Source organism: Promicromonospora soli (assembly GCF_014653785.1).
Taxonomy (GTDB): Bacteria; Actinomycetota; Actinomycetes; order Actinomycetales; family Cellulomonadaceae; genus Promicromonospora; species Promicromonospora soli.
Map to the genome: position 1 here is coordinate 374,525 of NZ_BNAS01000004.1, position 24,395 is coordinate 398,919.

The 24,395-nt window shown below is 68.6% G+C and carries 21 protein-coding genes, 1 tRNA gene and 1 pseudogene; 11 read left to right on the plus strand and 12 right to left on the minus strand.

Features of this window, described 5'->3' with window-relative positions:
• Positions 1-52 precede the first annotated feature (52 nt).
• The 8 genes and pseudogenes from IE250_RS14835 to iolC all read right to left on the minus strand — a co-directional run.
• A complete protein-coding gene (locus tag IE250_RS14835) occupies positions 53-1,249 on the minus strand; it encodes a Gfo/Idh/MocA family protein (RefSeq protein ID WP_189670042.1) in 1,197 nt (398 codons plus the stop codon).
• 28 nt (positions 1,250-1,277) lie between these two features.
• Complete coding sequence (locus IE250_RS14840) at positions 1,278-2,237, minus strand: TIM barrel protein (protein WP_189670043.1); 960 nt, start codon at positions 2,235-2,237, stop codon at positions 1,278-1,280.
• Positions 2,238-2,280: 43 nt separating this feature from the next.
• Positions 2,281-3,300, minus strand: a complete 1,020-nt coding sequence (gene iolG / locus IE250_RS14845) for an inositol 2-dehydrogenase (RefSeq protein WP_189670044.1) — start codon at positions 3,298-3,300, stop codon at positions 2,281-2,283.
• A 13-nt stretch (positions 3,301-3,313) separates the two neighbouring features.
• On the minus strand, positions 3,314-4,816 hold the full coding sequence (locus IE250_RS14850; RefSeq protein WP_189670045.1) for a CoA-acylating methylmalonate-semialdehyde dehydrogenase: 1,503 nt from the start codon (positions 4,814-4,816) through the stop codon (positions 3,314-3,316).
• 52 nt (positions 4,817-4,868) lie between these two features.
• Positions 4,869-6,791: a 3D-(3,5/4)-trihydroxycyclohexane-1,2-dione acylhydrolase (decyclizing) gene (gene iolD / locus IE250_RS14855; protein WP_229872512.1), complete on the minus strand. Its 1,923-nt coding sequence runs from the start codon at positions 6,789-6,791 to the stop codon at positions 4,869-4,871.
• Positions 6,792-6,793: 2 nt separating this feature from the next.
• A complete protein-coding gene (iolB, locus tag IE250_RS14860; protein ID WP_189670047.1) occupies positions 6,794-7,765 on the minus strand; it encodes a 5-deoxy-glucuronate isomerase in 972 nt (323 codons plus the stop codon).
• Complete coding sequence (locus IE250_RS24575; protein WP_444544354.1) at positions 7,762-8,625, minus strand: Cgl0159 family (beta/alpha)8-fold protein; 864 nt, start codon at positions 8,623-8,625, stop codon at positions 7,762-7,764. Before IE250_RS24575 ends, iolB begins: the two co-directional genes overlap by 4 nt.
• A 111-nt stretch (positions 8,626-8,736) precedes the next feature.
• Positions 8,737-9,693, minus strand: a pseudogene (gene iolC, locus IE250_RS14865) (5-dehydro-2-deoxygluconokinase); the annotation flags it as partial.
• 175 nt (positions 9,694-9,868) lie between these two features.
• Between iolC and IE250_RS14870 the strand changes: the two are divergent.
• The 8 genes from IE250_RS14870 to IE250_RS14905 all read left to right on the plus strand — a co-directional run bounded on the left by IE250_RS14870 (position 9,869) and on the right by IE250_RS14905 (position 19,500).
• Entirely contained in the window at positions 9,869-10,606 is a 738-nt protein-coding gene (locus IE250_RS14870; RefSeq protein WP_308434140.1) for a GntR family transcriptional regulator, read from the plus strand.
• A gap of 194 nt (positions 10,607-10,800) precedes the next feature.
• Positions 10,801-11,910 (plus strand): transaldolase family protein, encoded by a 1,110-nt coding sequence (locus IE250_RS14875; RefSeq protein ID WP_308434141.1) that lies wholly within the window; start codon positions 10,801-10,803, stop codon positions 11,908-11,910.
• A 119-nt stretch (positions 11,911-12,029) separates the two neighbouring features.
• Positions 12,030-12,100 (plus strand) — tRNA-Gly (locus IE250_RS14880).
• Between the two features lie 173 nt (positions 12,101-12,273).
• Positions 12,274-12,789 (plus strand): YxiG-like protein, encoded by a 516-nt coding sequence (locus tag IE250_RS14885; RefSeq protein ID WP_189670049.1) that lies wholly within the window; start codon positions 12,274-12,276, stop codon positions 12,787-12,789.
• Positions 12,790-12,848: 59 nt separating this feature from the next.
• Entirely contained in the window at positions 12,849-13,088 is a 240-nt protein-coding gene (locus IE250_RS14890; RefSeq protein WP_189670050.1) for a hypothetical protein, read from the plus strand.
• A 333-nt stretch (positions 13,089-13,421) separates the two neighbouring features.
• Positions 13,422-16,994 (plus strand): hypothetical protein, encoded by a 3,573-nt coding sequence (locus IE250_RS14895; protein ID WP_189670051.1) that lies wholly within the window; start codon positions 13,422-13,424, stop codon positions 16,992-16,994.
• A gap of 396 nt (positions 16,995-17,390) precedes the next feature.
• Entirely contained in the window at positions 17,391-17,945 is a 555-nt protein-coding gene (gene def / locus IE250_RS14900; protein WP_189670052.1) for a peptide deformylase, read from the plus strand.
• Positions 17,946-18,393: 448 nt separating this feature from the next.
• A complete protein-coding gene (locus IE250_RS14905) occupies positions 18,394-19,500 on the plus strand; it encodes a N(5)-(carboxyethyl)ornithine synthase (protein WP_229872514.1) in 1,107 nt (368 codons plus the stop codon).
• A 368-nt stretch (positions 19,501-19,868) separates the two neighbouring features.
• On the opposite strand, the gene IE250_RS14910 is transcribed toward IE250_RS14905, so the two are convergent.
• Complete coding sequence (locus IE250_RS14910; protein WP_229872475.1) at positions 19,869-20,762, minus strand: aminoglycoside phosphotransferase family protein; 894 nt, start codon at positions 20,760-20,762, stop codon at positions 19,869-19,871.
• A 149-nt stretch (positions 20,763-20,911) separates the two neighbouring features.
• On the opposite strand from IE250_RS14910, the gene IE250_RS14915 reads away from it, so the two are divergent.
• Positions 20,912-21,775 carry a PHP domain-containing protein gene (locus IE250_RS14915; RefSeq protein ID WP_189670053.1) on the plus strand — a complete coding sequence of 288 codons (864 nt, stop codon included), beginning with the start codon at positions 20,912-20,914 and terminating at the stop codon, positions 21,773-21,775.
• Here the strand turns inward: IE250_RS14915 and IE250_RS14920 are convergent.
• From IE250_RS14920 to IE250_RS14930, 3 genes are all read right to left on the minus strand, one after another.
• Entirely contained in the window at positions 21,772-22,098 is a 327-nt protein-coding gene (locus IE250_RS14920; RefSeq protein WP_189670054.1) for a hypothetical protein, read from the minus strand. The genes IE250_RS14915 and IE250_RS14920 overlap by 4 nt on opposite strands.
• Positions 22,095-22,649 carry a flavoprotein gene (locus IE250_RS14925; protein ID WP_189670055.1) on the minus strand — a complete coding sequence of 185 codons (555 nt, stop codon included), beginning with the start codon at positions 22,647-22,649 and terminating at the stop codon, positions 22,095-22,097. Before IE250_RS14925 ends, IE250_RS14920 begins: the two co-directional genes overlap by 4 nt.
• A gap of 83 nt (positions 22,650-22,732) precedes the next feature.
• On the minus strand, positions 22,733-23,485 hold the full coding sequence (locus tag IE250_RS14930; RefSeq protein ID WP_189670056.1) for a DUF2625 family protein: 753 nt from the start codon (positions 23,483-23,485) through the stop codon (positions 22,733-22,735).
• A gap of 59 nt (positions 23,486-23,544) precedes the next feature.
• Between IE250_RS14930 and IE250_RS24860 the strand changes: the two genes are divergently transcribed.
• Together IE250_RS24860 and IE250_RS14935 are read left to right on the plus strand one after the other, a co-directional pair.
• On the plus strand, positions 23,545-23,673 hold the full coding sequence (locus IE250_RS24860) for a hypothetical protein (RefSeq protein WP_268247831.1): 129 nt from the start codon (positions 23,545-23,547) through the stop codon (positions 23,671-23,673).
• A gap of 100 nt (positions 23,674-23,773) precedes the next feature.
• Entirely contained in the window at positions 23,774-24,325 is a 552-nt protein-coding gene (locus IE250_RS14935; RefSeq protein ID WP_189670057.1) for a hypothetical protein, read from the plus strand.
• Positions 24,326-24,395: the final 70 nt, after the last annotated feature.

Genomic DNA, 24,395 nt, shown 5'->3' on the forward strand with positions numbered 1-24,395 from the left:
CCAGCCCCGATGGCCCCGTGCGCGACCTGACGCAGCGGCACGGGAGCCCGGCCTACGCCCCGTACGTGACCCCCTCGTCAGGAGGGGGCACCTCGTGCCACCGCCCGTCGGCCGCCGACGCCTCCGCGGCGGCAGCCACGCGAGCGGCCTGCAGCCCGTCGGCCACGGACGGCGCCACCTGCTTGCCCGTGAGCACTGACGTGATGAACCGCGCGCCCTCGATGACCTTGAGGTCCTCAAAGCTCAGCCCCATGCCCCCGCCGGGGTTGAACCGGCCGAACTCCCCGTGCGCCCCGTCCGTCAGCACCCGCGTGAAGCCGTACCCGGCGTCGCCTGGCCCGAGGCAGATCTCGAGCTCGTTCATGCGCTCGAAGTCCCACCGGGCGGTGCCCTGGCTGCCGAACACCTCGATGCCGTAGCCGCACCGCGGCCCGACGGCCACACGGGACGACTCGAAGGTCGCCACGGCACCGCCGACCAGGCGCGCGAGCACCGCCGCGTAGTCCTCGTTCTCCACGGGCAGCGGCTCCCCGCCGAGGTCGCCGCGGGACTGGTGCCCGACGCCGCCGTCGGCCGGCGCCGGCCGCTCGCGGATGAAGGTCTCCGTGAGCGCCGTGACCTCGCGCACCGGGGCGACGACGTACTGCGCCAGGTCGAAGCCATGGCTGAGCAGGTCGCCGAGAACGCCCGACCCCGCCGTCGCCCGTACGAAGCGCCAGGTCCGCGGCCCGGAAGGCGACGACGAGTAGTCGGCGTCGAGCACCACACGGACGTTCGTGACCCGGCCGAGCCTGCCCGAGCGGACAAGCGACCGCAGGTGCTCCACCGCGGGAGCGTGCCGGTAGTTGAACCCGACGGCGGTGACCAGCCCGGCGTCCCGCGCGGCGTCGGCGATGTCCTGCGACTGCCCGGCCGAGGTTCCCATGGGCTTCTCGACCCAGAACGGCTTGCCGGCCGCCGCGGCCGCGAGCGCGTGCTCGCGGTGCAGGTAGTTGGGGCCGCAGATCGACACCACGTCGACCTCGGGGTGGGCCAGCACCTTGCGGTAGTCGGCGGTCGTCTCCCGGTAGCCGAAGCGGCGCCGGGCCGCCTCGGCGTTCGGCGCCGAGGTGTCGGCGACGATGACGGGCACGACGTCGACGTCGAGCTCCGGGTACCGCTCCCCCAGCGCCCGGTAGGCGTGCGAGTGGACGGCGCCCATCCAGCCCGCGGAGATCAGCCCGACGCCGATCCGCCGTCGTCCCGTCACGTCAGCACCCCCCGTCCCAGCATCCCCGTCAGAGCAGGCCCAGTCCGCACGACGCCAGGTACTGGCGGGTCATGACGGCGTTCGGCAGCGGCAGCCGCGGGTCGCACGGGTACAGGTCCTGCTCGGTCACGACGTACAGGTCCTTGTCCAGGCCGGCCAGCGCGGCGACGAGCGCCTTCATGTCGGGAGCACCGGCCGGGGGCCGGACCGACGCGCCGCGCGCGACCGCCTCGCCGAAGGGCCAGTCCTCCTTGTGCGCCTGCTCGGTCAGCTCGACGTCGAAGGCCTTGATGTGCACGTAGGAGATGCGGTCGGGGTAGGTGCGCACCATCTCCAGCGGGTCTCCCCCGCCGTAGACGATGTGGCCGGTGTCGAGACACAGGTTGACGTAGTCGGGGTCGGTCGCGTCGAACACGCGCGCGATGTCCTCCGGCGTCTCGATGTGGCTGTCCCCGTGCGGGTGGAGCACCATCTTCAGCCCGTACTCGTCCTTGAGGATCTGGCCGAGCCGGTTGGCGTTCTCGGTGTAGAGCTTCCAGGCGTCCGGCGTCAGCACGCGGTCGTCGGTCCACTCCCAGGTCTTGTCGTCGCGGAACAGCGGGGGCAGGTGGACTATGTACTCCGCGCCGACGGCCGCGTGGGTCTCGGCGATGGCCCGGAAGGTCTTCTCGGTCTCGGCCCAGGCGTCGGCCTTGTGCAGCACGCCCCAGCCGGTGCCGGCGACGACCGTGAAGCCGTTGTCGTCCATCACCTTCTGCAGGCGCTTCGGGTCGGTCGGGAAGTAGCCGTACGGGCCCGTCTCCATGTACTCGAAGCCGGCCTCGGCCATCTCGGCCAGCGCCTTCTCCCAGGGGATCTGCTTCTCGTCGTCGGGGAACCACACGCCCCACTGATCAGGGCAGACGCCGACGGTGAGCTTGCTGAACTGCGGGTCGGTGTTGCGCGCCTTGCTGGTGGGGGCGCCGGAGGACGTCGTCTCGCTGGTCATCTCGTTCTCTCTCGTCCGGGGTGGGGTGGGGGTCCAGCAGGGGTCAGACGGCGGCCGACGACGCCGTCGACGGCACCGGGGCGGGGGCCACGCTGCGGCCCGTGCGGGCGGACTCGGTCGCGGCGTCGGCGAGCGCCAGCGCCTGGCGCCCGTCGAGCAGCGACGGCGTCGGCGCGGAGCCCTCGCGCACCGCGGCCACGAAGGCGGCCAGCTCGCTCGTGTACGCGGCGGCGTAGCGTTCGAGGAAGAAGTCGAGGTACGGGCCACGGCCGCCCGAGGATCCCGCGGCGTCGAGCACCACCGACGTCGCCGTGTGGTTCTCCGCGCGCAGCGCGCCGCGCGGGCCGAACGCCTCGAGCCGCTGGTCGTACCCGGGCGCGCAGTGCCGGCTGTTGATGATCATCGCCACGGCGCCGGAGGCGGCGGTGAGGGTGACGATCGCGGCGTCGTAGTCGTCGATCTCCGCGAAGGCGGGGTCCAGGCGCTGCGGTACCGCCTGGACGGCGACGATGTCACCGAGGAAGAACCGCGCCATGTCGAGGTCGTGGATGGTCATGTCGCGGAAGATCCCGCCCGACCCCGCGAGGTAGCCCACGGGCGGCGCGGCGGGGTCGCGACTGATGATCGTGAGCTGTTCGAGGTCGCCGATCTCGCCGGCGCCCACGCGGCGGTGGATCTCCGCGAAGCCCGCGTCGTACCGGCGGTTGAAGCCGAGCATCACGCGGTCCGCGCGGTCGCCCACCTGGGCCAGGCACCGGTCGGCGCGGGCCAGGTCGAGGTCCACGGGCTTCTCGGCGAGTACGGCCTTGCCCGCCTCGACGCTCGCGAGGATCTGCTCGACGTGGTGGGCGGTCGGGGACGCGACGACCACCGCGTCCACCGTGTCGTCTGCGAACACGTCGCCGACGTCGGTGGTGACCGCCGCGCCGTGGGCCGAGGCGAGGCGCGCCGCGGCGCCGTCCACCGGGTCCGCGACGAGCACGAGCTCGGCGTCGGGTGACGCGGCGATCGAGCGGGCGTGGACGGCGCCGATCCGTCCGGCGCCGATGAGCGCGATGCGCATGGGTCTTGTCCTCCTACTTCTGGGAGTCGCCGGAGAAGTGGAACGAGGCGTCGGCGCGCTGCTCGCGGTGCGGCCACCGCTGCGTGACGACCTTGCCGCGCGTGTAGAACTTGATGCCCTCGGGGCCGTAGATGTGGCTCTCGCCGAACAGGGAGTCCTTCCACCCGCCGAACGAGTGCCAGGCCACCGGGACGGGGATCGGCACGTTGACGCCGATCATGCCCACCTTCACCTCACGCTGGAAGGTGCGGGCTGACTCGCCAGAGCTCGTGAAGACGGCGGTGCCGTTGCCGTAGGGGTTCGCGTTGATCACGTCGATCGCCTCGGCCAGGCCGGAGACGCGCACGACGTCGATGACCGGGCCGAAGACCTCCTCGCGGTAGACCTCGTGCGCGGGCGCGACCCGGTCGATGACCGTCGGGCCGACGAAGAAGCCGCCCTCGTAGCCGGGCACGGTGTGGCCGCGGCCGTCGACCACGAGCTCGGCCCCGTCACGCTCGGCCGAGCCGATGAGGCCCTCGATGCGCTCCTTCGCGGCCGCCGTGATGACGGGGCCCATGTCGGCCCCCGGCTGGTCGCCGGACGTCACCTTGACCGCGCGGGCCTTGGCGGCGAGCTTCTCGACGAGCGCGTCGGCCACCGAGTCCTCGACCACCGCTACGGAGATCGCCATGCAGCGTTCACCCGCCGCGCCGAAGGCCGCGGCGGTCAGGTGGTTCACCGCGTCGTCGAGGTCGGCGTCGGCCAGCACCACGCCGTGGTTCTTGGCGCCGCCGAGCGCCTGGACGCGCTTGCCCTGCGCCGACGCCGTGGCGTGGATGTACTTGGCGATGGGGGTCGAGCCGACGAACGAGACGGCTGCGATGTCGTCGTGGTGCAGGATCGCGTCCACGACCTCCTTGTCACCCTGGACGACGTTGAAGACGCCGTCGGGCAGACCGGCCTTCTGCCACAGGTCGGCCAGGAACAGCGAGGCGGACGGATCGCGCTCGGACGGCTTGAGCACGAACGTGTTGCCGGTGGCGATCGCCATGGGGCTCATCCACAGCGGCACCATCACGGGGAAGTTGAACGGCGTGATGCCCGCGACCACCCCGAGCGGCTCGCGGAACGAGAAGACGTCGACGCCGGTCGCGGCCTGCTCCGAGTACTCCCCCTTGAGGAGGTGCGGCAGACCGCAGGCGAACTCCACGACCTCGAGGCCGCGGCCGACCTCGCCGGCGGCGTCGGAGACGACCTTGCCGTGCTCCCGGCTGACCAGGCGCGCCAGCTCGTCGGTATGCGCCGCGAGCAGCTCGCGGAACCGGAACAGCACCGCGGCGCGCTTGCCGAGCGGGTACTGCGACCAGGCCTCGAAGGCCTCCGCGGCCGAGGCGACGGCGCGGTCGACGTCGGCGGCGGTGCCGAGACCGAGGCGCGCGGTCTCCTCGCCGGTGGCGGGGTTGAAGACGGGCTGAGTGCGCTCGCCCGAGGGCTCGACCCGCTTGCCGTGGATCCAGTGGGTGATCAGGGACATGAGAAACCTCGCTCGTGCTGGGTCGGGTCGGTGGAGTCGGTGCGGGGGACGGTCACAGGTAGTGCCGCTCTGCTGCGCGGGCCGCGTCATACTCGACGCGCGCGGACCGTGTGCTGGACAGGGTGGAGACCTCGCTCACGGGCACGTCCCACCAGCTCGAGGACGGCGGGTTCGGGCCGTACAGGTCGGTCTCGACATGGATGAGCGTCGCGTAGTCGGAGGCGACGGCCGTGCGGAACGCTGTCCGGAAGTCGTCGACGCTCTTCGCGACCAGCACGTCGACGCCGAAGCTCTCGGCGTTGCGCACCAGGTCGAGGGGCACGTCGTCGCCGTCGAGCAGGCCGGTCTCGGGGTTGCGCATCCGGTACCTGGTGCCGAAGCGCTGCGAGCCGCGCGACTCCGACAGCGCCCCGATCGACGCGAACCCGTGGTTCTGCAGCAGCACCACGATCACCTTGATGCGCTCGGAGACGATGGTCGCCAGCTCCTGCGGGAGCATCTGGTACGTGCCGTCGCCGACGATCGCCACGACCTCCCGGTCGGGCGCCGCCAGCTTGGCGCCCATCGCCGCCGGGATCTCGTAGCCCATGCAGGAGTAGCCGTACTCCAGGTGGTACTGCGACGGCGTCCGGGCGCGCCACAGCGCCTGCAGGTCGCCCGGCATGGACCCGGCGGCGTTGATGAGGATGTCCTCGTCGCTCATCATCTCGTTGAGCGCCCCGAAGATCTCGGTCTGGGCGGGCAGCGGGCCGTGCCCCAGGTGGTAGCAGCGGTCGGTGACCGCCTGCCAGTCGGCTACCCGGCGCGTGACCTCGGCCCGGTAGTCCTCGTCGGTGCGGTGGCCGGCCAGGGCCTCGGTGAGCGCGGCGAGCCCCTCGCGGGCGTCGGCCACCAGCATCTCAGCGGAGTGCTTGGCGGCGTCGAAGGCGGCGACGTTGAGGTTGACGAACCGCACGCCGGGCTCGCGGAAGGCGGTATGGCTCGCCGTCGTGAAGTCCGTGTAGCGGGTGCCCACTCCGATGACGACGTCGGCGGTGGCGGCCAGCGCGTTGGCGGCGTCGTTGCCCGTCGCCCCCACTCCCCCGACGGCCAGCGGGTGGTCCCAGGGGATCGCGCCCTTGCCCGCCTGCGTGTCGGCGACGGGGATGCCTGTGGCCGTGGCGAAGGCGCGCAGCGCCTCGCTCGCCCCGGAGTAGACGACGCCGCCGCCCGCGACCACGAGCGGCCGCCGCGCGGAGCGGATCACCTCGGCGGCCCGCGCCAGCGCGGCCGGCTCCGGCACCGGGCGGGCGACGTGCCACACGCGGTCGCGGAAGAACTCGACCGGCCAGTCGAACGCCTCGGCCTGGACGTCCTGGGGGAGGCAGATCGTGACGGCCCCGGTCTCGGCCGGGTCGGTGAGCACGCGCATCGCCGCCGGGGCGCTGGCCAGGAGCTGCTCGGGCCGCCAGATCCTGTCGAAGTACCGCGACACCGGGCGGAACGCGTCGTTCACCGTCACATCGGGGCCCCCGGGGTGCTCGAGCTGCTGCAGCACGGGGTCCGGCAGCCGGTTCGCGAAGACGTCGGAGGGCAGCAGGAGCACGGGGATCCTGTCGATCGTCGCCAGGGCGGCGCCGGTGACCATGTTGGTCGAGCCCGGCCCGATCGACGCCGTACACGCGAAGGTCTGCAGGCGCTCCTTGGTGCGGGCATAGCCGACGGCGGCGTGCACCATGCCCTGCTCGTTGCGGGCCAGCAGGTAGGGCAGCTCGTCGGGCCCCGGCTCGCCTGCGGGCACCCCGGCCTCGGCGGCCTCGACGTGCGCCTGGAGCAGCCCCTGCCCGAACCCGGCGACGTTGCCGTGCCCGAAGATGCCGAAGGCCCCGGCGAACAGCCGCTGGGTCACGCCGTCGCGCTCGGTGTGCTGGTGCGCGAGGAAGCGGACCAGGGCCTGCCCCACGGTGAGGCGGACGGTGGTGCTCGGGCTGTTGATGCTCACGTGGGCTCCTCGGTGAGTTCCGTGGTCGGGGACGTCGTGGGCGCAGGGCTCGGAACCCTGCCCAGCGGGAGGCGCGGGTCGACGGGCTCCGACTCCCACGTCTCGCGCACCCAGTGGTGGGCCGGGTCGTCGACGGACAGCCAGGTGCCGTCGTCGGCCGGGCCCGCCATGACGTTGAGGTAGTACAGGTCGTAGCCGGGGGCCGCGGCGGACGGCCCGTGGTACCCGTGCGGCACCAGGACCGTGTCCCCGGTACGGACCTCGGCCATCACGTCGATCGGCCGGTCCGGCGCGCCGTACACGCGGTGGTACGCCAGGCCGGGGCCTACCGGGCCGTCGGCGACCTCGAAGTAGTAGATCTCCTCGAGCGCGCGCTCCTCGTGGCCCGGCGTGTCGCTGTGCACGTCGTGCTTGTGGGGCGGGTAGCTGGACCAGTTGCCGCCCGGGGTGAGCACCTCGCACACCAGGATGCGGTTCACCTCGACGCCGGTGCCGATCGTGTAGTTGTGCACCTGCCGGCTGGCCCGGCCCGCTCCGCGCAGGTCGACCGGCACCTGCTGCGCCCGCAGCACCTGCACCGGCAGCACCCGGCCGGCGCGCGCGGTGCCGATGGCGACCCTGGCGTCCGCGCCGTCCGCGCCGTCCGCGCCGTCCGGCCACAGCGTCACGGTCGAGCCGACCGGCAGGTACGCCGTGTCCGCCGGCCCGGCGAAGACGTCCGGACGCCCCGCCAGCCGCAGGTCGTGCCGCTGCCCGCTTGGGTCCGTCACCTCCAGACGCAGGCTCCCGCGCAGCGGCACCACAACCGCCTCGTCGGCGGTGAGCTCCAGGTCGAGGCGCCCGCCCGGGGCGATCTCGTGGACGAGCAGGCCGCTGAAGCTCCAGCCGGCCCGCTCGGGAGTGACCTCGGCGACGGGGCCGCCGGCGCGCGCGTCGGGGACGCCCGCTCTGAGCACCAGGTCGTTCACAGCAGAGTCACCGCCTCGTCGACGGCCGCCGCGACGTCGCCGCCGGGCGGGTACAGCAGGGACCTGCCGATGACCAGGCCGCGCACGGTCGGCAGGGCGAGGGCCTTGGCCCAGCCTGCCATGACGGCGTCCTGGTCGCCGGTGACCTCCCCGCCGAGGATGAGCGCGGGCAGGGTCGACGCCGAAAGGACCCGCTCCATCTCCGCCACGACGGGCAGCTTGAGCCAGGTGTAGGCGGACGTGCGGCCCAGGCCGGACGCGATGGCGATCGAGCGCATGACGGCGTCGGGCGTCAGGTCGTTGCGAACCCGCCCGTCCACGCGGCGGGAGATGAACGGCTCGACCATGGCCACCAGGCCCCGGTCGGCGAGCTCGTCCACGGCGCGGGCGCTCGCCTCCAGCGTGACGACGGAGGCGGGATCCTGCAGGTCGATCCGCAGCAGCATCTTGCCGCCATCCAGGCCCGCCTCGGCGATGCCGCGTGCGTCGTAGCCGGTGAAGCGGTCGTCCAGCTCGAACGCCGAACCGGCCAGGCCGCCCCGGTTCATGGATCCGTAGACCAGCTTGCCGTCCAGCGCCCCGAGCGCTGCCAGCTCCTCCACGAGGTCGGCCGTGCCGAGGAAGCCCCCGACGCCCGGCCGCTCCAGCGCGACGGCCGTGCGGCGCAGGAGGTCGCGCCGGTCGGCCATCGCCATGGGGTCGTCCCCCACCGCCACGGCGCCGCGCGCCGGGTGGTCGGCCGCGATGACGAGGAACCGTTCAGCGGGGAACGATTCCGGAGGCCGCGGCCGGGCCAGGAGCCGCTCGCGCAGCGCCCGCGGGTCGCGCAGCCGCAGCTCGACGACCTCGTCGACGGTCAGCGCCGTCCGCGCGACCCCCGCGATGGGAACCCCGGGACCGGTGCCGCCCGACGGACCGGTCGCGCGCTCGCGGACCTCGACGGGGGTCCGGGTCTCCTGTGCGGGGACCTCGCCGGTGGCCAGCAGGTGCTCGACCTCGGGAGGCGTCGGCATCGCCGTCGAGCACTCCAGCCGCGCGGCGACGATCGCGCCGGCGGCGTTGGCGAACCGCAGCGTCCGCTCGAGCGACCAGCCCTGCAGCAGCCCGTGGCACAGCGACCCGCCGAAGCCGTCGCCGGCCCCGAGCCCGTTGACGACGTCGACGGCGACCGGCGGCACGACCACCCGTTCGTCGCGGGTCTTGGCCAGGACCCCGCGGGGGCCCTGCTTGACCACTGCGAGCTGCACGCCGGTGGCCAGCAGCGCGTCGGCGGCCCGTTCGGGGTCCTTCTCGCCGACGGCGACGAAGCACTCCTCCCGGTTGCCCACGGCGATCGTCACGAGCGGCAGCACCGCGCGGATCTGCTCGCGCGCCGCCTCGAAGTCGGGCCAGAACATGGGGCGGTAGTCGAGGTCGAGCACCGTGTGGCCGGACCGGCCGCGCGCGGCGAGGGCGGCATGGTGTGCGGACCGGCTGGGCTCCTCGCTCAGGCCGGTGCCGGTGAGCCACAGCAGGCGGGCCGACCGCACGGCGTCGACGTCGATGTCCTGCGGCGTGATCCGCAGGTCGGGGGCCGACGGCGACCGGTAGAACCAGAGCGGGAAGTCGTCGGGCGGGAAGATCTCGCAGAACGTGACGGGGGTGTGCAGCTCTGGCACCACCACGACGTACTGGTCGTCCACCCCGAACCTGCCGAGCTCGCGCCGCGCGTACCGGCCGAAGGGGTCCTCCCCCACGCCCGTGACGACGGCGGTGGCGTGGCCCAGCCGGGCGGCGGCCACCGCGACGTTCGTCGGGCTTCCCCCGAGGTACTTGCCGAACGACTGCACGTCCTCCAGGCCGACACCGCTCTGCAGGGGGTAGACGTCGACCCCGATGCGACCGATAGCGAGCACGTCCGGCGCCCGGGCGTCGTCGCGTCCTGTCATGCTGCCTCATCCCCATCGTCGCGGATCCGCGCGCACCACCCGTGCGGCAGGTATCGACCCTGCCCCCGACCCGCCTTCCTGTCAATCCTTTGTCCTGACATTTGAACATCCCGTCCTCAGTACCACTGACGGCTAGACTTTCGTGGACGAGTAGATGACCACAAGGAGGCTGTCCGTGCCCCAGACGCTGCGTATCGACCTCGACCGGTCGAGCCCGGTGCCCCTGTACCACCAGGTTGCCACCGCTATCGACGCAGCGATCGAGGACGGACGGATGCAGCCCGGCGAGTTCCTCGAGAACGAGGTGGCGCTGGCGGCGCGCCTCGGCATCTCGCGCCCCACCGCGCGCCAGGCCCTGCAGGACCTGGTCGAGCGCGGCCGCCTGGTGCGCCAGCGCGGCGTCGGGACGCACGTGGCCCCCGCGCGCGTGCGCCGGCCCGTCGAGCTGACGAGCCTGCACGACGACCTGTCGAAGACCGGCCGCAAGCCCAGCACGGAGGTGCTCGAACGTCGGGCCGTTCCCGCGAGCGCCGAGGTCGCGGAGGCGCTCGAGGTGCCGGAGGGCAGCGAGGTGGTCATGATCCGCCGCCTCCGCATGGCCGACGGCGAGCCGCTGGCGGTGCTCACCAACTACCTGCCGCCGGACATCGCCCCTAGTGCTGAGGACCTCGCGTCGAACGGGCTGTACGACCTGCTGCGCGCGCGGGGCGCCAAGCCCAAGGTCGCACGGCAGCGCATCGGCGCCCGCTCGGCGACGGCGGCCGAGGCTCGCGTGCTCGAAGAGAAGCCGCGTGCGGCGCTGCTGACGATGGAGCGCACGGCGTACGACGACAACGGCCACGGCATCGAGTTCGGGCAGCACATCTACCGCGCCTCCCGGTACATGTTCGACACGATGCTGTTCGCGAGCTGACCGGGCGCAAGCCCGCCCTCGTCGCCGTCGGACGCACACGTCATCGGACCAACCTGCACGTCTGGGGCTGTTTGTCCTGACATTCTGTTGACAGGTTGCCTGGACGCACTGTCGAATGGGGCCACGCCGAACCCCGCGACGATGCGGGCCCGGGTGCGGACGAGCACCGTCGGCCTACGCACCCGGAGGATCCCGTGACCCAGACGCTCGACACCGCCACGACCGACGGCGCCGGCGGGGAGACCCCGCTTGCGCGCATGACGCGCGAGCACCCGCGGACAGCCCTGTGGAACGACTCGGCGGACCCCGAGCAGCTCGGCCAGGCCATCTCCTGGGGCGCCGTCGGCGCGACCTGCAACCCGGTGATCGCGCTCGCCGCGATCGAGGCGGACCTGCCGCGCTGGACGGCGCGGCTGCGCTCCCTCGCTGACGAGCAGCCCACCGCCACCGAGTCCGAGCTCGGCTGGGCGGTGGTCCAGGAGCTCAGCGTCGAGGCGGCCCGCCTGCTGCTGCCCGCCTTCGAAGAGTCCGCCGGCCGGAACGGGCGACTGTCGATCCAGACCGACCCGCGCCTGCACCGGGACGCCGCCGCCCTGGTGCGCCAGGCCGAGCAGTTCGCCGCACTGGCGCCGAACATCATCGTGAAGATCCCCGCGACGAAGGTCGGCATCGAGGCGATCGAGGAAGCGACCTACCGCGGCATCAGCGTCAACGCGACGGTCTCGTTCACCGTGGCACAGGCGGTGGCCGTCGCCGAGGCCGTCGAGCGCGGTCTCGACCGCCGCGAGCGCGCCGGCCTACCGGTCGAGGAGATGGGCGCCGTCGCCACGATCATGGGCGGCCGGCTCGACGACTGGCTCAAGATCGTCGCAGCTCGCGAGGGCCTGCTCCTGCCGCCGGGTGCCCTCGACTGGGCGGGTGTTGCGGCGCTCAAGAACGCCTACCGGATCTTCGCGGAGCGCGGATATCGCACCCGTGTCCTGTCGGCGGCGTTCCGCACGCACCTGCACCTGTCGGAGCTGGTGGGCGGCGACCTCGTGATCTCGCCGCCGTTCGAGTGGCAGGAGTCGATCAACCGCAACGGCCTCGCCCTACCGTCCCGCATCGACTCCCCTGTCGACCCTGAGATTCTCGACGCGCTCTCGCGCACGCTGCCCGACTTCCGCGCCGCTCACGAGCCCGACGGGCTCGCGCCCGAGGAGTTCGCGGGGTTCGGCCCGTCGCGTCGCACATTGCGTCAGTTCCTCGAGGCCGACGCGCTGCTCGACGCGCTGGTGCGGGAGGTGTTGATCCCTGCGCCCTGAGGCGCGGGCCCTACTGGGCCGGGGTCGCACGCGCCGGCGCCCGCCACGCGGTCGGAACCCTGCGCAGGGCTTGAGGTTTGCTAAGGTGTGGCCCGCACCGTGGTTCGAACCACGGTCGCGCGGGCGTAGCTCAATGGTAGAGCCTTAGTCTTCCAAACTAATTACGCGGGTTCGATTCCCGTCGCCCGCTCAGAGTGCGGAAGCCCAGGTCAGAGACGTTTTCTGACCTGGGCTTCGTGCGTTCTGGAGGGCTGGGGGCGGCGGGGCTTGGCCCTAGATGGCCCTAAGTCCTGCGCGACGGGGTTGCTGACCTCGTCGCTGTAATTGCGGGCATCTGCGAGCCACTTGGTGCAGGGTGTCCCCGTGGACGAACAGCAGATCCGGCAGGCGTTTGACGAGGTGCTCGACCAGGCCCTGGTCTTCCACGGCTTCACCGACTACATGCGTGACTACGACCTTTACATCTACGCGACAGCGGATCCACGAACGGGAATCGAGCCCGAGCACATCCGGTACCGGTTCACCCATTGTGTTCGCGCGACAGTGACGACGACCGTTCGGCGTGATGTCTGGCTCTATTCGCAGGATGACGACCTGATCGACTACGACGCTTGGATTGAGTCGGGCGAGCGCGAAGCGTACGTGTGGGGAGTTAAGTGGCAGGCGTTGTACCCGGGCATGCAACTCATACCTGCGTCACCCGAAGCACAGGAGTGGTCAATCGACATGGGTCGGCCATTCCACGAGGCACTGATCGAAACCAATGGGCACAACTTGTCGCTTATTTTCTCTGGCCTGGAGATCACCAAGATCGCCCCGGGGGCTTCTCCGTTCGTCGTTCCGACATCAGGCCCGGATGCGAAGTTCCACTTCGAGTAGTAGCCCGTCCTCCGGGCATGGCCCCTCATGCGGCAGGCCGGTCGCTCTACACTCACTGTGTGCAGCACGAACTCTGGGAGGACCCCGAGGGGAATCCCTACATGTTTTGCCTCGCCGGCAAGCTCGGAGAACAGGCCCGCGCAGGTCTCTCCGCCGCCGCTCGCCTCACATGGACGGTTGAAGCCAGCAGCAACTTCCAGGCAATGACGCTGTACTACGAGCACCAGGGCTGGGGCATCTACACGACGAGCTACCCGGACTGGGACAAGAAGACGTACACCGAACACGGCTGGGATTGACCAGGATCAGATAGATGAGCGGGTCCTGGTACTACAGCAGGCCGGGGTGGGCAGCGGTGACGCCGCGCTCACGTCGTCAGTAGTGCGGCGAACCAGTGTTCGGCCAGACGCGTCGTTATTCTTTGGTGCCCGCGGAGGACAGGTCTCCTCGCGACGCCCGATCGTCCACCTTTTTAGCCAGTATGGTTCCGACATCGACGCCTCCCGAAGTCCCAAACTGGTGTCCTGTCAGAGCGGATCAGGAGCAGCAATGAACAGCGACCTCTACAGGCACAGGCCCGCTACCGCCCTGAGCGCGGCCCGTGCTGACGACGGGGCCAAGGACACGTTTCTATGACATTCGGTCCCTTCGCGGTCGAGCCCGCCAGCATTAGTGCGCTCGGCGGTGCGAACTTCACTCCGTTCGTCAACCGACTGCTCGCCACCGAGATCGCGGCGCACGGGATCGCAGGTGCCGCGTTGGAGACGACCTACCGGGACAACCTCGCCGACGGTGGCGTAGACGCAGGGCTACGGAGCTCAATTGCCACTCGATGGGTCCCCCAGGGCGAGAGCGCCTGGCAGTTCAAGGCGGGAGACCTGGCGCCCTCGAAGTGCAGGGACGAGCTTAAGGGAGCGGTGAAGGCCCTTGAAACGCTGAAGGGGGGCGGCAAGTACCGGCTCGTCTTGGGCAAGAGCCTCACGCCACAGATGATCGGTCGGCGGCGGGGCGCACTGATCGCGACGGCGACGGAGCTGGGCATCGCGCTGACTGACGACTCGATCGAAGTTCTGACGGCGGACACGCTCGCTCAGTGGGTCGAGGAGTACCCGGCACTCGCGGTCAACCGCCTCCTCGGTTCCATAGGCAGGCTCGGTCAGACCTTCGACGAGTGGTCGAGCTCGAACCAGCATATGACCCAGTGGACTACCTCGGAGAGACGTAGCCTCGAAATTGCTGGCATCCGGAACTTCATTGAAGGAAGTGGCTTGCCACCGGATATCCACGTCGAGGGCTTCAGCGGGCTTGGCAAGACGAGGCTCGTCCTAGAGGCACTGCGAGGACAGCCATACGAGTCGCTTGTCGTCTACGCACCGGCCGCAGACTCGTTCCAGCCCCTCAACCTTGGCGACCTTCAGCATCAGAGACGAACCGCCATAGTCGTGCTAGATGAATGTGACGCCAAGGCGCACGACATTTACGCGAGCGTACTTCCTGCCAACACCTCATTACGGTTGATCACGATCGGAGAACCATCGGGCCGGTCAACCCGGTCGCCGATGCTCGGAATCCATGGTCTGGAGGACGAAGCCATGAACGAGCTCTTGCGTGCCAATCAGCCATCGCTCTGGCCCGAGGCCGTTCGCGTCGTGACCGAGGTGGCGGCCGGCAACGTCGACTATGCATTCAGAGCGTCCAGAGCGCTGACTGAGCACGAAACGACTTCGGCGAAAGAACTGATCACTGCGAACGATGTGCGATCGTTCCTCGCCAGTCAACTTCCTGACGGCGCACTTTTTTTAGGCTGTTGCGCTCTGGCACTGTTTAGTCGGCTCGGGTTCGACGGTGAGGTTGCGTCAGAGCTAGCAGTCGTCGCACAGGGCCTCAATATCGACGAACGCGACCTGCGTAGTGCGGCCATTGCACTTGATCAGCGAGGCCTGTTGTCTCAGCAGGGTCGGTACCGCAGCGTCGGGCCACATCCGGTCGCGCTGTACCTTGCCGATCGCGGATGGGCTGAGTTTGGAGGAGCAATTGTTCGTGATCTGCTCCCCACGCTCGACGGTGATCTCACCGAGCGTCTCTTCCGACGGGCTACTGAAATCGGCGATCCCAATGTCGTTCGCGCGGCCGTTGCACACCTGCTCACCCCGCACGGTCCGCTCGGAACATGGGAGCGGCTCGGGTACGGCGGCAACGGCCGCCTCCTCACCCATGTTGCCGTTCTCGCGCCTGGCACGGTGACCGACCACCTCATATCGCTAGTTGGAGGCACATCGGACGGCGACTTGTTGGCGATGCGAGGGATCCGGCGAGACCTGGTCTGGACGCTGGAAAAGCTTGCCTGGCACAGCGCGACCTTCGTCGCGTCAGCCGACCTTCTCCTGCGCCTAGCGGTCAACGAGAACGAGGACTACGCAAACAACTCGTCCGGAACCTGGGTCGGTCTCTTCGGCACGATGCTTCCCGGCACAGCAACCGATCCAGAGACGCGAATGCAATACCTGAGACGTACTGCAGACTCGGCCGATCCCCGCGTGAGACGACTTGTAGTCCGCGCAGCCGATCACGCACTGGACACTCACGAGACCATCGCCGTGTCGGGAGAACTGCAGGGCGGCGCAATCGTGGCCCCGAGAGGTATGCCGGCCACTTACAGCGACGCTTGGCAATACCGGAACGAAGCAATCGACTTGCTCCGTCGCCTGAGTGACGACCAGGATCCTGAAACTTCGGCACCGGCCCTGAAAGCATTGATCAACTGCATCCACGCGAGCCTTGAGATCGAAGCTAACCGACGCCATCTCGGCGACGTTTTCGCGACCCTTGACTCGTCTCGCCTGCGCGTGGTTCGCGGCGAGATCGCTGACCTGGAAGCGCTGTTCGACCGCACCGACGTCCAGGATGGGCGCGCGCCTGCAGTTCAGGAACTGAGGGCGGCGCTACCCAGAGAAACAGACGCCGACAAACTTTGGACGCTCGCTCACACTCATTCATGGGACCGGCAGGCCGATGTGCTGCCCAGAGATCTTTCGACCCTGGTAAACCGGCTCGGCGAAAACGGTCCGCCCGCATTGCTCCAACTGCTACAAGAGCCGTCTCTGCCCGCAGCGCATCAGGTTGGCCGATTGCTTGCCGAGCTGGCGAGCGACAGCGACCGCTATCTCATCGATCTTTCCACGGTCTCCACGGGGTCGATAGGAGAAGCGGCTATCGGCTACCTGTGGGCAAAGGTTGAGGGCGGCCACGAGGACGCATTCGACTCTTTCATCGATGGTCTCGACCTGCCGCCCATCACCGCACTTGACCTAACTGCGCGAGGACCCGCGACCGATCGGGCTTGGGAACGAGCGGTAAGCCTGCTGCCGTCATTGTCTGTGCGTGACGGCGCAGTCCGCCTCTTTCGGTGGCTGAGGGAACTCGATCAGACCTTGATCTCGGAGCTGGTCGACGCCTGGATGGCCCGCATGAGTTCTCAGGCGGACTACAACGCGGTGGTGGACTTGGTGGCCCTCTATCTGCACGGTCGTGAAGTGGTCGACGGTCCCCTACGCGCCACCGTCGACAGGCTGGCAGCCGAGCGTCGTCAGTTTCCACAGCTCGGACAGCAAAGTTGGGACTGGGCACAGCTCGCTCGACGGCAGCTCATGTCCAACCCGTCCGCACTGGTCGAACTGCTCATCGATCTCGTCGATGGCGATGCGCTCAGGATCTACGAAGGTTCTGAGGAGATGAAACTCCTTCAGCAAGCCATAGCAGCAGCGGGACCCGACGCGTGGGCGGGCATCATGGGCCGGATCGTTGACGGAGCATGGCGTGTCGGGTTCACCGCCCGAGGGTGGCTGGCAGCAGCTGTCGACCTCGATGTCGCCAAGTTGTGGGTTGGGGAGGACGCCGATCGAGCGCGCACACTGGCGTGGACAGCTCCCGTCGGCGGAGCGGAACTCCCCGAGGTCGTGCGCTACCTCCTGGAGAAGTTCGGGGAGGACGACGAGGTTGCTGCTGCTCTCGCGGGCCAATTCACGAGCGGGTTCTGGACAGGCCCCGAGTCAGATCGAGTCAAGTCGCAGATTGAGCAGGTTAAGAAATGGGCGAACCGTCGTGGTGAGGCTAGCCCTGTAATCGAATGGACCCGCCGACTCCTGGAGCACTTGAACGCCCGTCTGCGCACCGTCGAGCAGCGAGAGGCGGAAGAACGGTCGTAGATGGCGTTCTCTAAGCATTGCGTCCCGGCGGGCCATAGCCGAGCGTCATGCAACGATTGGATGATCTCAGATCTGACCTCGCGTCCACTGGGGGACCTCGACCGCATCGCTGAGTCAGAACCGCACAACAGCTACCTCGCCTACAGGTCGGCGCATGTTCTTGCGGAACTCGGCAGAGCCGAGAAGCCATCAGTGCGAATCGCCGCGCGGTCGACCGGGGCATTCTCTCCGTCCAGCTCGCCAAGCACGAGGAAGCCCTCGCGCTCGCACCACTCACCCGACAAAGCGACTACCGCAGCACGGTCCGGCTGCTCGAGGCACAGGTCGCCAAGCGCCGCTATTCCTACGAAGGACAGCTTCCCGCCCCCACCACATCCGAGACAGGACGGAATCTGAATGTCGACTCTGCCCAAGAGTGACCGCGACTGGATCGCTGGTGTCGCCAGAGAAGGCGTCGTCACCATCGGCGACCTCCGGCTCAAGGCGCCCACCGCGCAGGTAACAGCCGAAGAAGCCCGGCCTCTGGTCGAGTCCATGGTCGACCGGCTGCGCGCACTGAGCGGCGCCGGGCTTGCCGCCCCGCAGGTTGGCGCCTCGGTCAAGGTCGCGGTCGTCGAGGTACGTCGCACCGACGAATTTCCCGACCGACCCGAGCACCCGCTCATCTCGATGATCAACCCGGTCATCGTGAACCGGTCCCAGGACGAGATCGACGACTGGGAGGGCTGCTTCTCCGTCCCCGGTCTCATGGGCAAGGTCCCACGAGCCGCCCACATCACGGTCGAGTACACGACACCTGATGGCGACTATGTCACAGAGGACTACGCGGGGTATGTCGCTCGCACCATCCAGCACGAGATCGACCACTTGGACGCAATCGAGTTCGTCGACCGCATGCCCGACATGAGCACACTGACCACAGTCCAGAACTGGCTCGCCAACCGCGCGTGACAGGGCGTCAACGGCGGCCTCAGCCATCCGCGTCGGCGGGCCGGATCCGCTCGGCCGACATGTCCCGTCGACGCATCCAATGCCGGCCCTGCCGGGCATGTGAACCGGCTGTTGCGCACACCACGGGGTGCGCCAGGCCGGAAGAGCCGCGTAGCCAGCCTGGTCAGGCGACCAGGCCGCGAACCGTGGTGCTCAGACTTGAAGCGGAACGTTGACCCGTCCGGAAGGCTCCGATCGACTGCCGTGGCGACGGCTGGGGCTCGGCCCTCGGTCATGCCTCGCGGGAGATCAGCGTACAGTCGAGGCAGGAACTGACCTTGGTTCCCCAATGATGGGAATCCCGATTTCCGACGCCACTCACCTTTCCTTTGCTGTCCCAACCGTGTCGTCGAACGGCTCCTCGCCGAGCAACGATCTGCTCACCCTCGGGCTGCTTGCGGGCTCCTCGATGGAAAACGAGCGGCGACTGCCGATACATCCCAATCACTTGGACCGGATCGACGCGGACGTGCGCGCACGGATGATCGTCGAGCGTGGCTACGGCGCTGACTTCCAGCTGGAACCTGGTTACCTCGAGGCGCGCGTGGGTAGGGTCGCGGAACGCTCCGAGGTGCTCGAATCCGCTGACGTGCTGCTTCTACCCAAGCCGCAGGCGGCGGACGTGGCAGCGATTCCCGAGGGCCGCGTTCTGTGGGGGTGGCCGCACTGCGTCCAGGATGCCGGAATGACGCAGACGGCGATCGACAATCGGCTCACGCTGATCGCCTTCGAGGCGATGAACCACTGGACCCGCCGGGGTGACTTCAGCCTGCATGTGTTCCACAAGAACAACGAGCTTGCCGGCTATTGCTCCGTACTGCACGCATTAAGCCTGGTCGGCTCGACCGGTGACTACGGGCCACGACTTAGCGCCGTTGTCATCGGTTTTGGCGCCACGGCGCGGGGTGCCGTGACCGCGCTCAAGGCGCACGGGATCCACGACATCCAGGTCCTCACGCAGCGTGGTGTCGCGGCGGTCGGCTCGCCGATCCACACTGCACACATCACCCAGCTCAACACCGACGATGGCCCGACCCACCTCAGCGAGGTCCTTACACAGGCCGGCGACGTCCTGCTCCCTGAGTTCCTGGCATCGCACGACATCGTCGTCAACTGCACGCTCCAGGACGTCGCCGCACCGTTGACCTACCTGAGGACCGAGGACCTGGAGCGTTTCGCCTCGGGAAGCCTGATCATCGACGTTTCGTGTGACCAGGGGATGGGTTTCGAATGGGCGAGGCCCACCACGTTCGACGAGCCGATGTTCACAGTCGGCCAAGGCGTGGACTACTACGCCGTCGACCACAGCCCGTCGTACCTGTGGAACTCAGCGACATGGGAGATCAGCGAGGCGATCCTGCCGTTCCTGCGCACGGTCATGGAAGGACCGGCCGCGTGGGCGAAGGATCTCACCATCTCCCGCGCGATCGAGATCCACGACGGCGTGATCCAGAACCAGAGCATCCTGAGTTTTCAGGATCGCGAGCCGGTCTATCCGCACACTCGGGCTGCCTAGGCATTCTGTGCCAGGACGTCGGTACCACCGGCGTGGAGCCGGCCACGCGAGCCTGTCCCGAACGACGGAGTCGTCGCCGAACCAATCAACCCAGCCCTCGGGCGTGGCCAGTCGAAGTAGAGCGGCATGGTCGACGCTGAAGGTGAAGCCGTGGGTGGTGTGCTGGAGCTCGGCCAGTTGGCCCTCTGTCAGTCCAGGTCCGAGGGGTTGGCGGCGGGATGGAAGAGTGCGGGCGGCCTTGGGCCTGCTCTGGGAAGGGCCTGGTGTCAGCCCGTCCAGTCTGGCCGTCTCCCGCGGCCCGAGCTTGCTCCGGCGCCTCGCGATCGAAAGCCTTCCGTTCCCTGGCGGGAAGGTGAGGGCAAGCTCTCTCAGAGAGCTTGAGACAGGACGAACTCCACGTACTCGTCGGAAGGCTGCACGCCCCTTGACAGCATCCAGTGGACCCGGCTAGCTCCGGTGAGCGTCAGGGTGGCCCGGTACCCCAACTCCACGGCGGCTTTGTCGAATGTTCCGTTCAGGCCATCCGCGTAACGGTCGAGGAGATCGCTGCACGTGCTGAGAGCGAGACCCGCCAGGTCCGCGCCGACGGGACCGGCACCGAGTGTGCCCCAGTCCAGAACAACGGTCGTGAGGTTGTCCGCAGCGATGAGGTTTCCGTCGTGGAAGTCGCCGTGGACCAGGACATGTGGGACGTGCTCGAGATCGTGGAGTAGTTCGCTACGCCTTTGCCACAGAGCCATGAGGCGAGGGTCGGCGCTGACCTGGTCCCAGTCGAGGTTGCTGGCTTCAATGCGCTGGGCGAGCTGATGGCGGGAAAGCCAGTAGACGTCCGGCACCGACGCGGTCCCCTGCCATGCACCGAGCCGGTACGCCGCGATCTCAGCGGACTCGGCGCGTCCGGTCACGTCGGCCAGATAGACGACGTCATCGACGACGCCGTAGCAGCGCGGCGCCGATAGACCGGGCCCGGTGGGTAGGACCGTGCTGGCGTAGGCCAGCGGTTCACGGCGCCAGTACGCCCAGTGGCCGGGATCGCTTGCGTAGGAAGCGTGACGTCCAGACAGCACCGGACGGAACGCCTTGCGTATGACACGAAACAGCACATCGGCTGAGCCCAGCCTGGCCACTCCGACCAGCCGGTTGACGCCCTCAGTGGCGGCACCACTGCTGCGGGTGATCGGTTCGCTCCGGCAGCTCACGAGGTGCCCTCCGGGTTGGCCAAGGATGCTCGCCAACACTGCATCCGGAAGTTGCTCATTCACTCGCTGGACAGTACGCGCGCTGCGCCTCGTCCGTGCATGGGTCTTTCGTAGGCTGGCCGGCGAGTGGGGAGTGGACGATCCTGATGTGTCGTGGCGGATGAGGCAGGCCCCCGATCGGGACAAACGGGACACGGTGGCAGCATCGGCTCATGACATTGCCGGCTGACAGTCATGTTCATAGCGAGTGGTCGTGGGACACCGGCGGCCCGCAATCTCACGCAGTCGGACGTATGCGCGCCACCTGCGCCCACGCCGTGAAGATCGGGCTGCCAGCGCTCTTCTTCACCGAGCACCTCGATATTCCGGATACTTGGCGGGCCGAACCCGAGGATCTGATGCCACACCAGCAGGACTTCATCAACGGTGCCGGCCGCGTCGACTTCCCCCCGTTCGACGCGGAAGGCTATTTCGATGCCATAGACCGCATGCGTCACGACTTCCCCGATCTCCGGATCCACACCGGAGTGGAATTCGGACAGCCGCACTTGTTCGGCGCTCAGGCAGAGGAGATCGTCGATCTGGATCTGATCGACCGGGTTCTCGGCTCGCTGCATACCCTCGACCTCGGTGAGGGTGCCGCAGAACCGAACATGCTCTTCCGTGAGCACGAACCGGCGGCAGTCATGCATAGCTATCTGGACGAGGTCCCTGTCATGGTGCGAGGCTCGGACGTTTTCGAGGTCTTCACGCACGTCGACTACGCGATCCGCCAATGGCCTACCGAGGCTGTCGGACCGTTCGATCCGCGCCCGTTCGAGGAAGCATTCAGAGCAGCGATGCGGTCGATCGCCGATGGCGGACGAGCCCTGGAGATGAACACGCGACGACTCTGGCCGTGGATACCACAGTGGTGGGCTGAAGAAGGCGGCAGGACGGTCAGCATCGGCAGCGACGCTCACACACCTGACGCGATCGCGGAAAACTTTCCCGAAGCCACCGCGATGCTGGAGCACTTCGGGTTCAGACCGGGAAGTGTGGCGGAAGAGCTGTGGACGAAGTCGCGACCCCTTTAGGATTCGGCCTCAGGAGGCTCGAGTGCCGGGTCACACGTCGGTGGGTGTCGACGACGTCGCCGGCCCAGCCGTGTCGCAGGTTGATGGTCACGTGGTCGATTCCAGTGTTCCAGCGGTGATGATGCCCAGGGATTCTCCTCGCTGCGCGACGCCGGGCCGATATCCGTGTGCACCCCGCGGAGCACCTCGTAGAACGCGACGATGCGCGCGTCGAGGTCGCCCTCCGGATGGTCCCACTCGGCGGCGCATCGCAGGGCCTGGACACGAATCTCGTTGTCGGAGGTGTCAGGCGCCGTCGCGAGGATCGTCAGGCCAAAGGTCATCCTTGGCCTCCTCGTCGCGTGCGAGGCGGCGGCGTCACCGTGTCCAGGATCTCTTCCCAGGGAAAGTCGTCCGCTGCGTCGTCTCCCGACTCGTGCGGTTCGCTCGGGCCGACCACCACGTTCACGCCCCACTCCTTGAGGATGGTCAGGCTCCCCCGGTAGGTCGGGTGACCAGCGAAGTTGGCGTTGACGTAGGGCCCAGCAGCGATCGGGACGTTGCGGCCGACCTGTTCGGCCAGGCGCGTCAGGACGTAGGTGTCTGCGATACCGAGCGCCCATTTGGTGATCGTGTTGTAGGTCGCCGGGGCCACGATCACGGCGTCCGGGTCGGGCAACGAGTACCCGACCGTGGTGTGGAAGTCCGTCCGTACCGGACGCCCCAGGACCTCCGCGATCTGCTGCATCGTCTCGGGGAAGCTGCGCACCGCCTGATCGGTGGCCAGAACGTGCACGTCCCAGCCCCGCTCGGTAGCCAGCGGCAGAAGCCGCGACGGTATCTGTCGGACGGCTCCAGCACCTGTCACCACGACGTACAACACACCCAGGCTCATGGACGTGAGGCTACTGCGCCCCGCGTCGTAGCCTGACTTTGCCTGTCTCGGGACGCCTCGGACTGCGTGGTGTCGCCCTGCCGTCAACGGGTATCAGAAACACGGTCGTCAAACGTTCCGAGTGGTCCGAGGTCGGCACCATCGATCTGGGCGGCAGTCGCTCGAGCGAGCCCGACCAGTTCGGCCATGGGCACGGCAGCGCGGCTGGTGGCGTTGAGGTCTTCGTGGGCTTCCTTGGACCACAGCGGCGGGAAGAAGTTCAGGCCGCGATCACCAGTCAGGCTGCGGGTCTCGGCTTCCCATCCGTCCCACCGCAGTCCGTCCGTGAAGTCGGTCAAGCCACCATCGAGCACCCACGCGAGCCAGGCGGCATGCCCGGCCTCGAGCCGTTCCCATTGGAGCGTGTCGGGTGCGAGATAGATCATCTCGCCAGGTCTTCCTGGTCGTGCGACGGCGTCAGGGTCGTGCCCGTTGAGGACATAGGTACCGCCGAGGACGTCATGGGCGACGACGAGCCCTTGTGCCAGGGACCAACTGGCATCGGGTGCCGGCGGGAAGCCGTTCATCGCGGCCAGGCCGGGCAGGCGGCCAGGGCCGCCAAGCGGCGGGCTTCCGTATACGCGTAGCCAACCGTGGTCAATCAGGAGTCCGCCAGTATGGACGACGACGGCGCCGAGGAACGACCTGGTCGTGACTTGGAGCTGTTCGAGTGTGCGACGGCTGGTCGCCTCGTCAGGGGCGAGGATCTCGACGGTAACCGACGCCTCGCTGACGAGGCGTTGCAGCTCTGGCCAGGCTGGTTCTTGCGTGGCGGTCAGGTTCTCGAACAGTCGCACGCGCTCGATCGTAGTCCCGCCGCGGCTGTGCAGATCGACAGCTCGCGCACGCTTGACCGGTGTCCTTCAACCTGAGGTTCGCCGGCCTGATAGAGCAGCCCTCCTGGTGGGCCCAGTACCAGCAGGACGGTAGCGAGGGCCACGCCGACCTGATCGGTGAGGCCGTCGACGGCACCACCGGCGTTTAGACGCGCCCAGTGCACAGCCCGATCATCGTTGACTCTGCAGGTCTGCAGCTCTGCGGTGCTTTGGTGGACGCCGATGCCCCCGACCGGCACGATCGTGGCCGTGACCCGTCCTCGTGTGCTGATCCTGGTCGTGCTGATCGTCGCCATCGGAGGGATTTTCGTGTGGCAGCCGTGGGCAGCACCGCCGGCCGTGCGCCTGGCGGCGTGGCACCTGGAGCAGGTGGAGGGCGTCGCCTCGGTGCAGGTCGATCGGCACGACAAGTGGTCGCCCGTGCATGGCGAGCGTGCAACGTGGTCGGTGACGACCGTCCACCTGGACCCGGGGTTGTCGCCCGCGGAGGCCGGCGAGGTGGCCCTCCGGACGGGCAGGCCCGTTGGGCCGAACCGCGATGCCCACGTACACCTCGTCGGTGAGGATGCCGACGGCGTCGAGCGGGTATCCGTGGTGTGGGCAGAACCGGTCACGGCCGAGCACGTCGTGGACGCGTTCTCCCTGGCCGACGCCGGGGCCCGGCACGTGCAGGTCGTCGTCACCGGGACGCCGGGGACCGTCTCGTATCAGGTTCAGACCGAGGACCAGTCCGAATGGGAACGGTTCGCTCGGCTCGCCGACGAACTCGGCGTCCCCCAGCCCCAGATGGAGGTCGGGTAACCACGGTCCGCAACCGGCGCCGCCCCTGGGCGGACAGGCCAGCGCCGCCAGGCTCGGGCGCCGACGGGCA

Bases quoted from the DNA above. Each gene is read 5' to 3' on its own strand.
- iolG (WP_189670044.1), bottom strand. From the start codon at position 3,300: ATGCGCATCGCGCTCATCGGCGCCGGACGGATCGGCGCCGTCCACGCC.
- IE250_RS14895 (WP_189670051.1), top strand. From the start codon at position 13,422: ATGACATTCGGTCCCTTCGCGGTCGAGCCCGCCAGCATTAGTGCGCTC.
- IE250_RS14920 (WP_189670054.1), bottom strand. From the start codon at position 22,098: ATGACCTTTGGCCTGACGATCCTCGCGACGGCGCCTGACACCTCCGAC.
- IE250_RS14915 (WP_189670053.1), top strand. From the start codon at position 20,912: ATGACATTGCCGGCTGACAGTCATGTTCATAGCGAGTGGTCGTGGGAC.
- IE250_RS14905 (WP_229872514.1), top strand. From the start codon at position 18,394: ATGGAAAACGAGCGGCGACTGCCGATACATCCCAATCACTTGGACCGG.
- def (WP_189670052.1), top strand. From the start codon at position 17,391: ATGTCGACTCTGCCCAAGAGTGACCGCGACTGGATCGCTGGTGTCGCC.
- IE250_RS14925 (WP_189670055.1), bottom strand. From the start codon at position 22,649: ATGAGCCTGGGTGTGTTGTACGTCGTGGTGACAGGTGCTGGAGCCGTC.
- IE250_RS14840 (WP_189670043.1), bottom strand. From the start codon at position 2,237: ATGACCAGCGAGACGACGTCCTCCGGCGCCCCCACCAGCAAGGCGCGC.
- IE250_RS14850 (WP_189670045.1), bottom strand. From the start codon at position 4,816: ATGTCCCTGATCACCCACTGGATCCACGGCAAGCGGGTCGAGCCCTCG.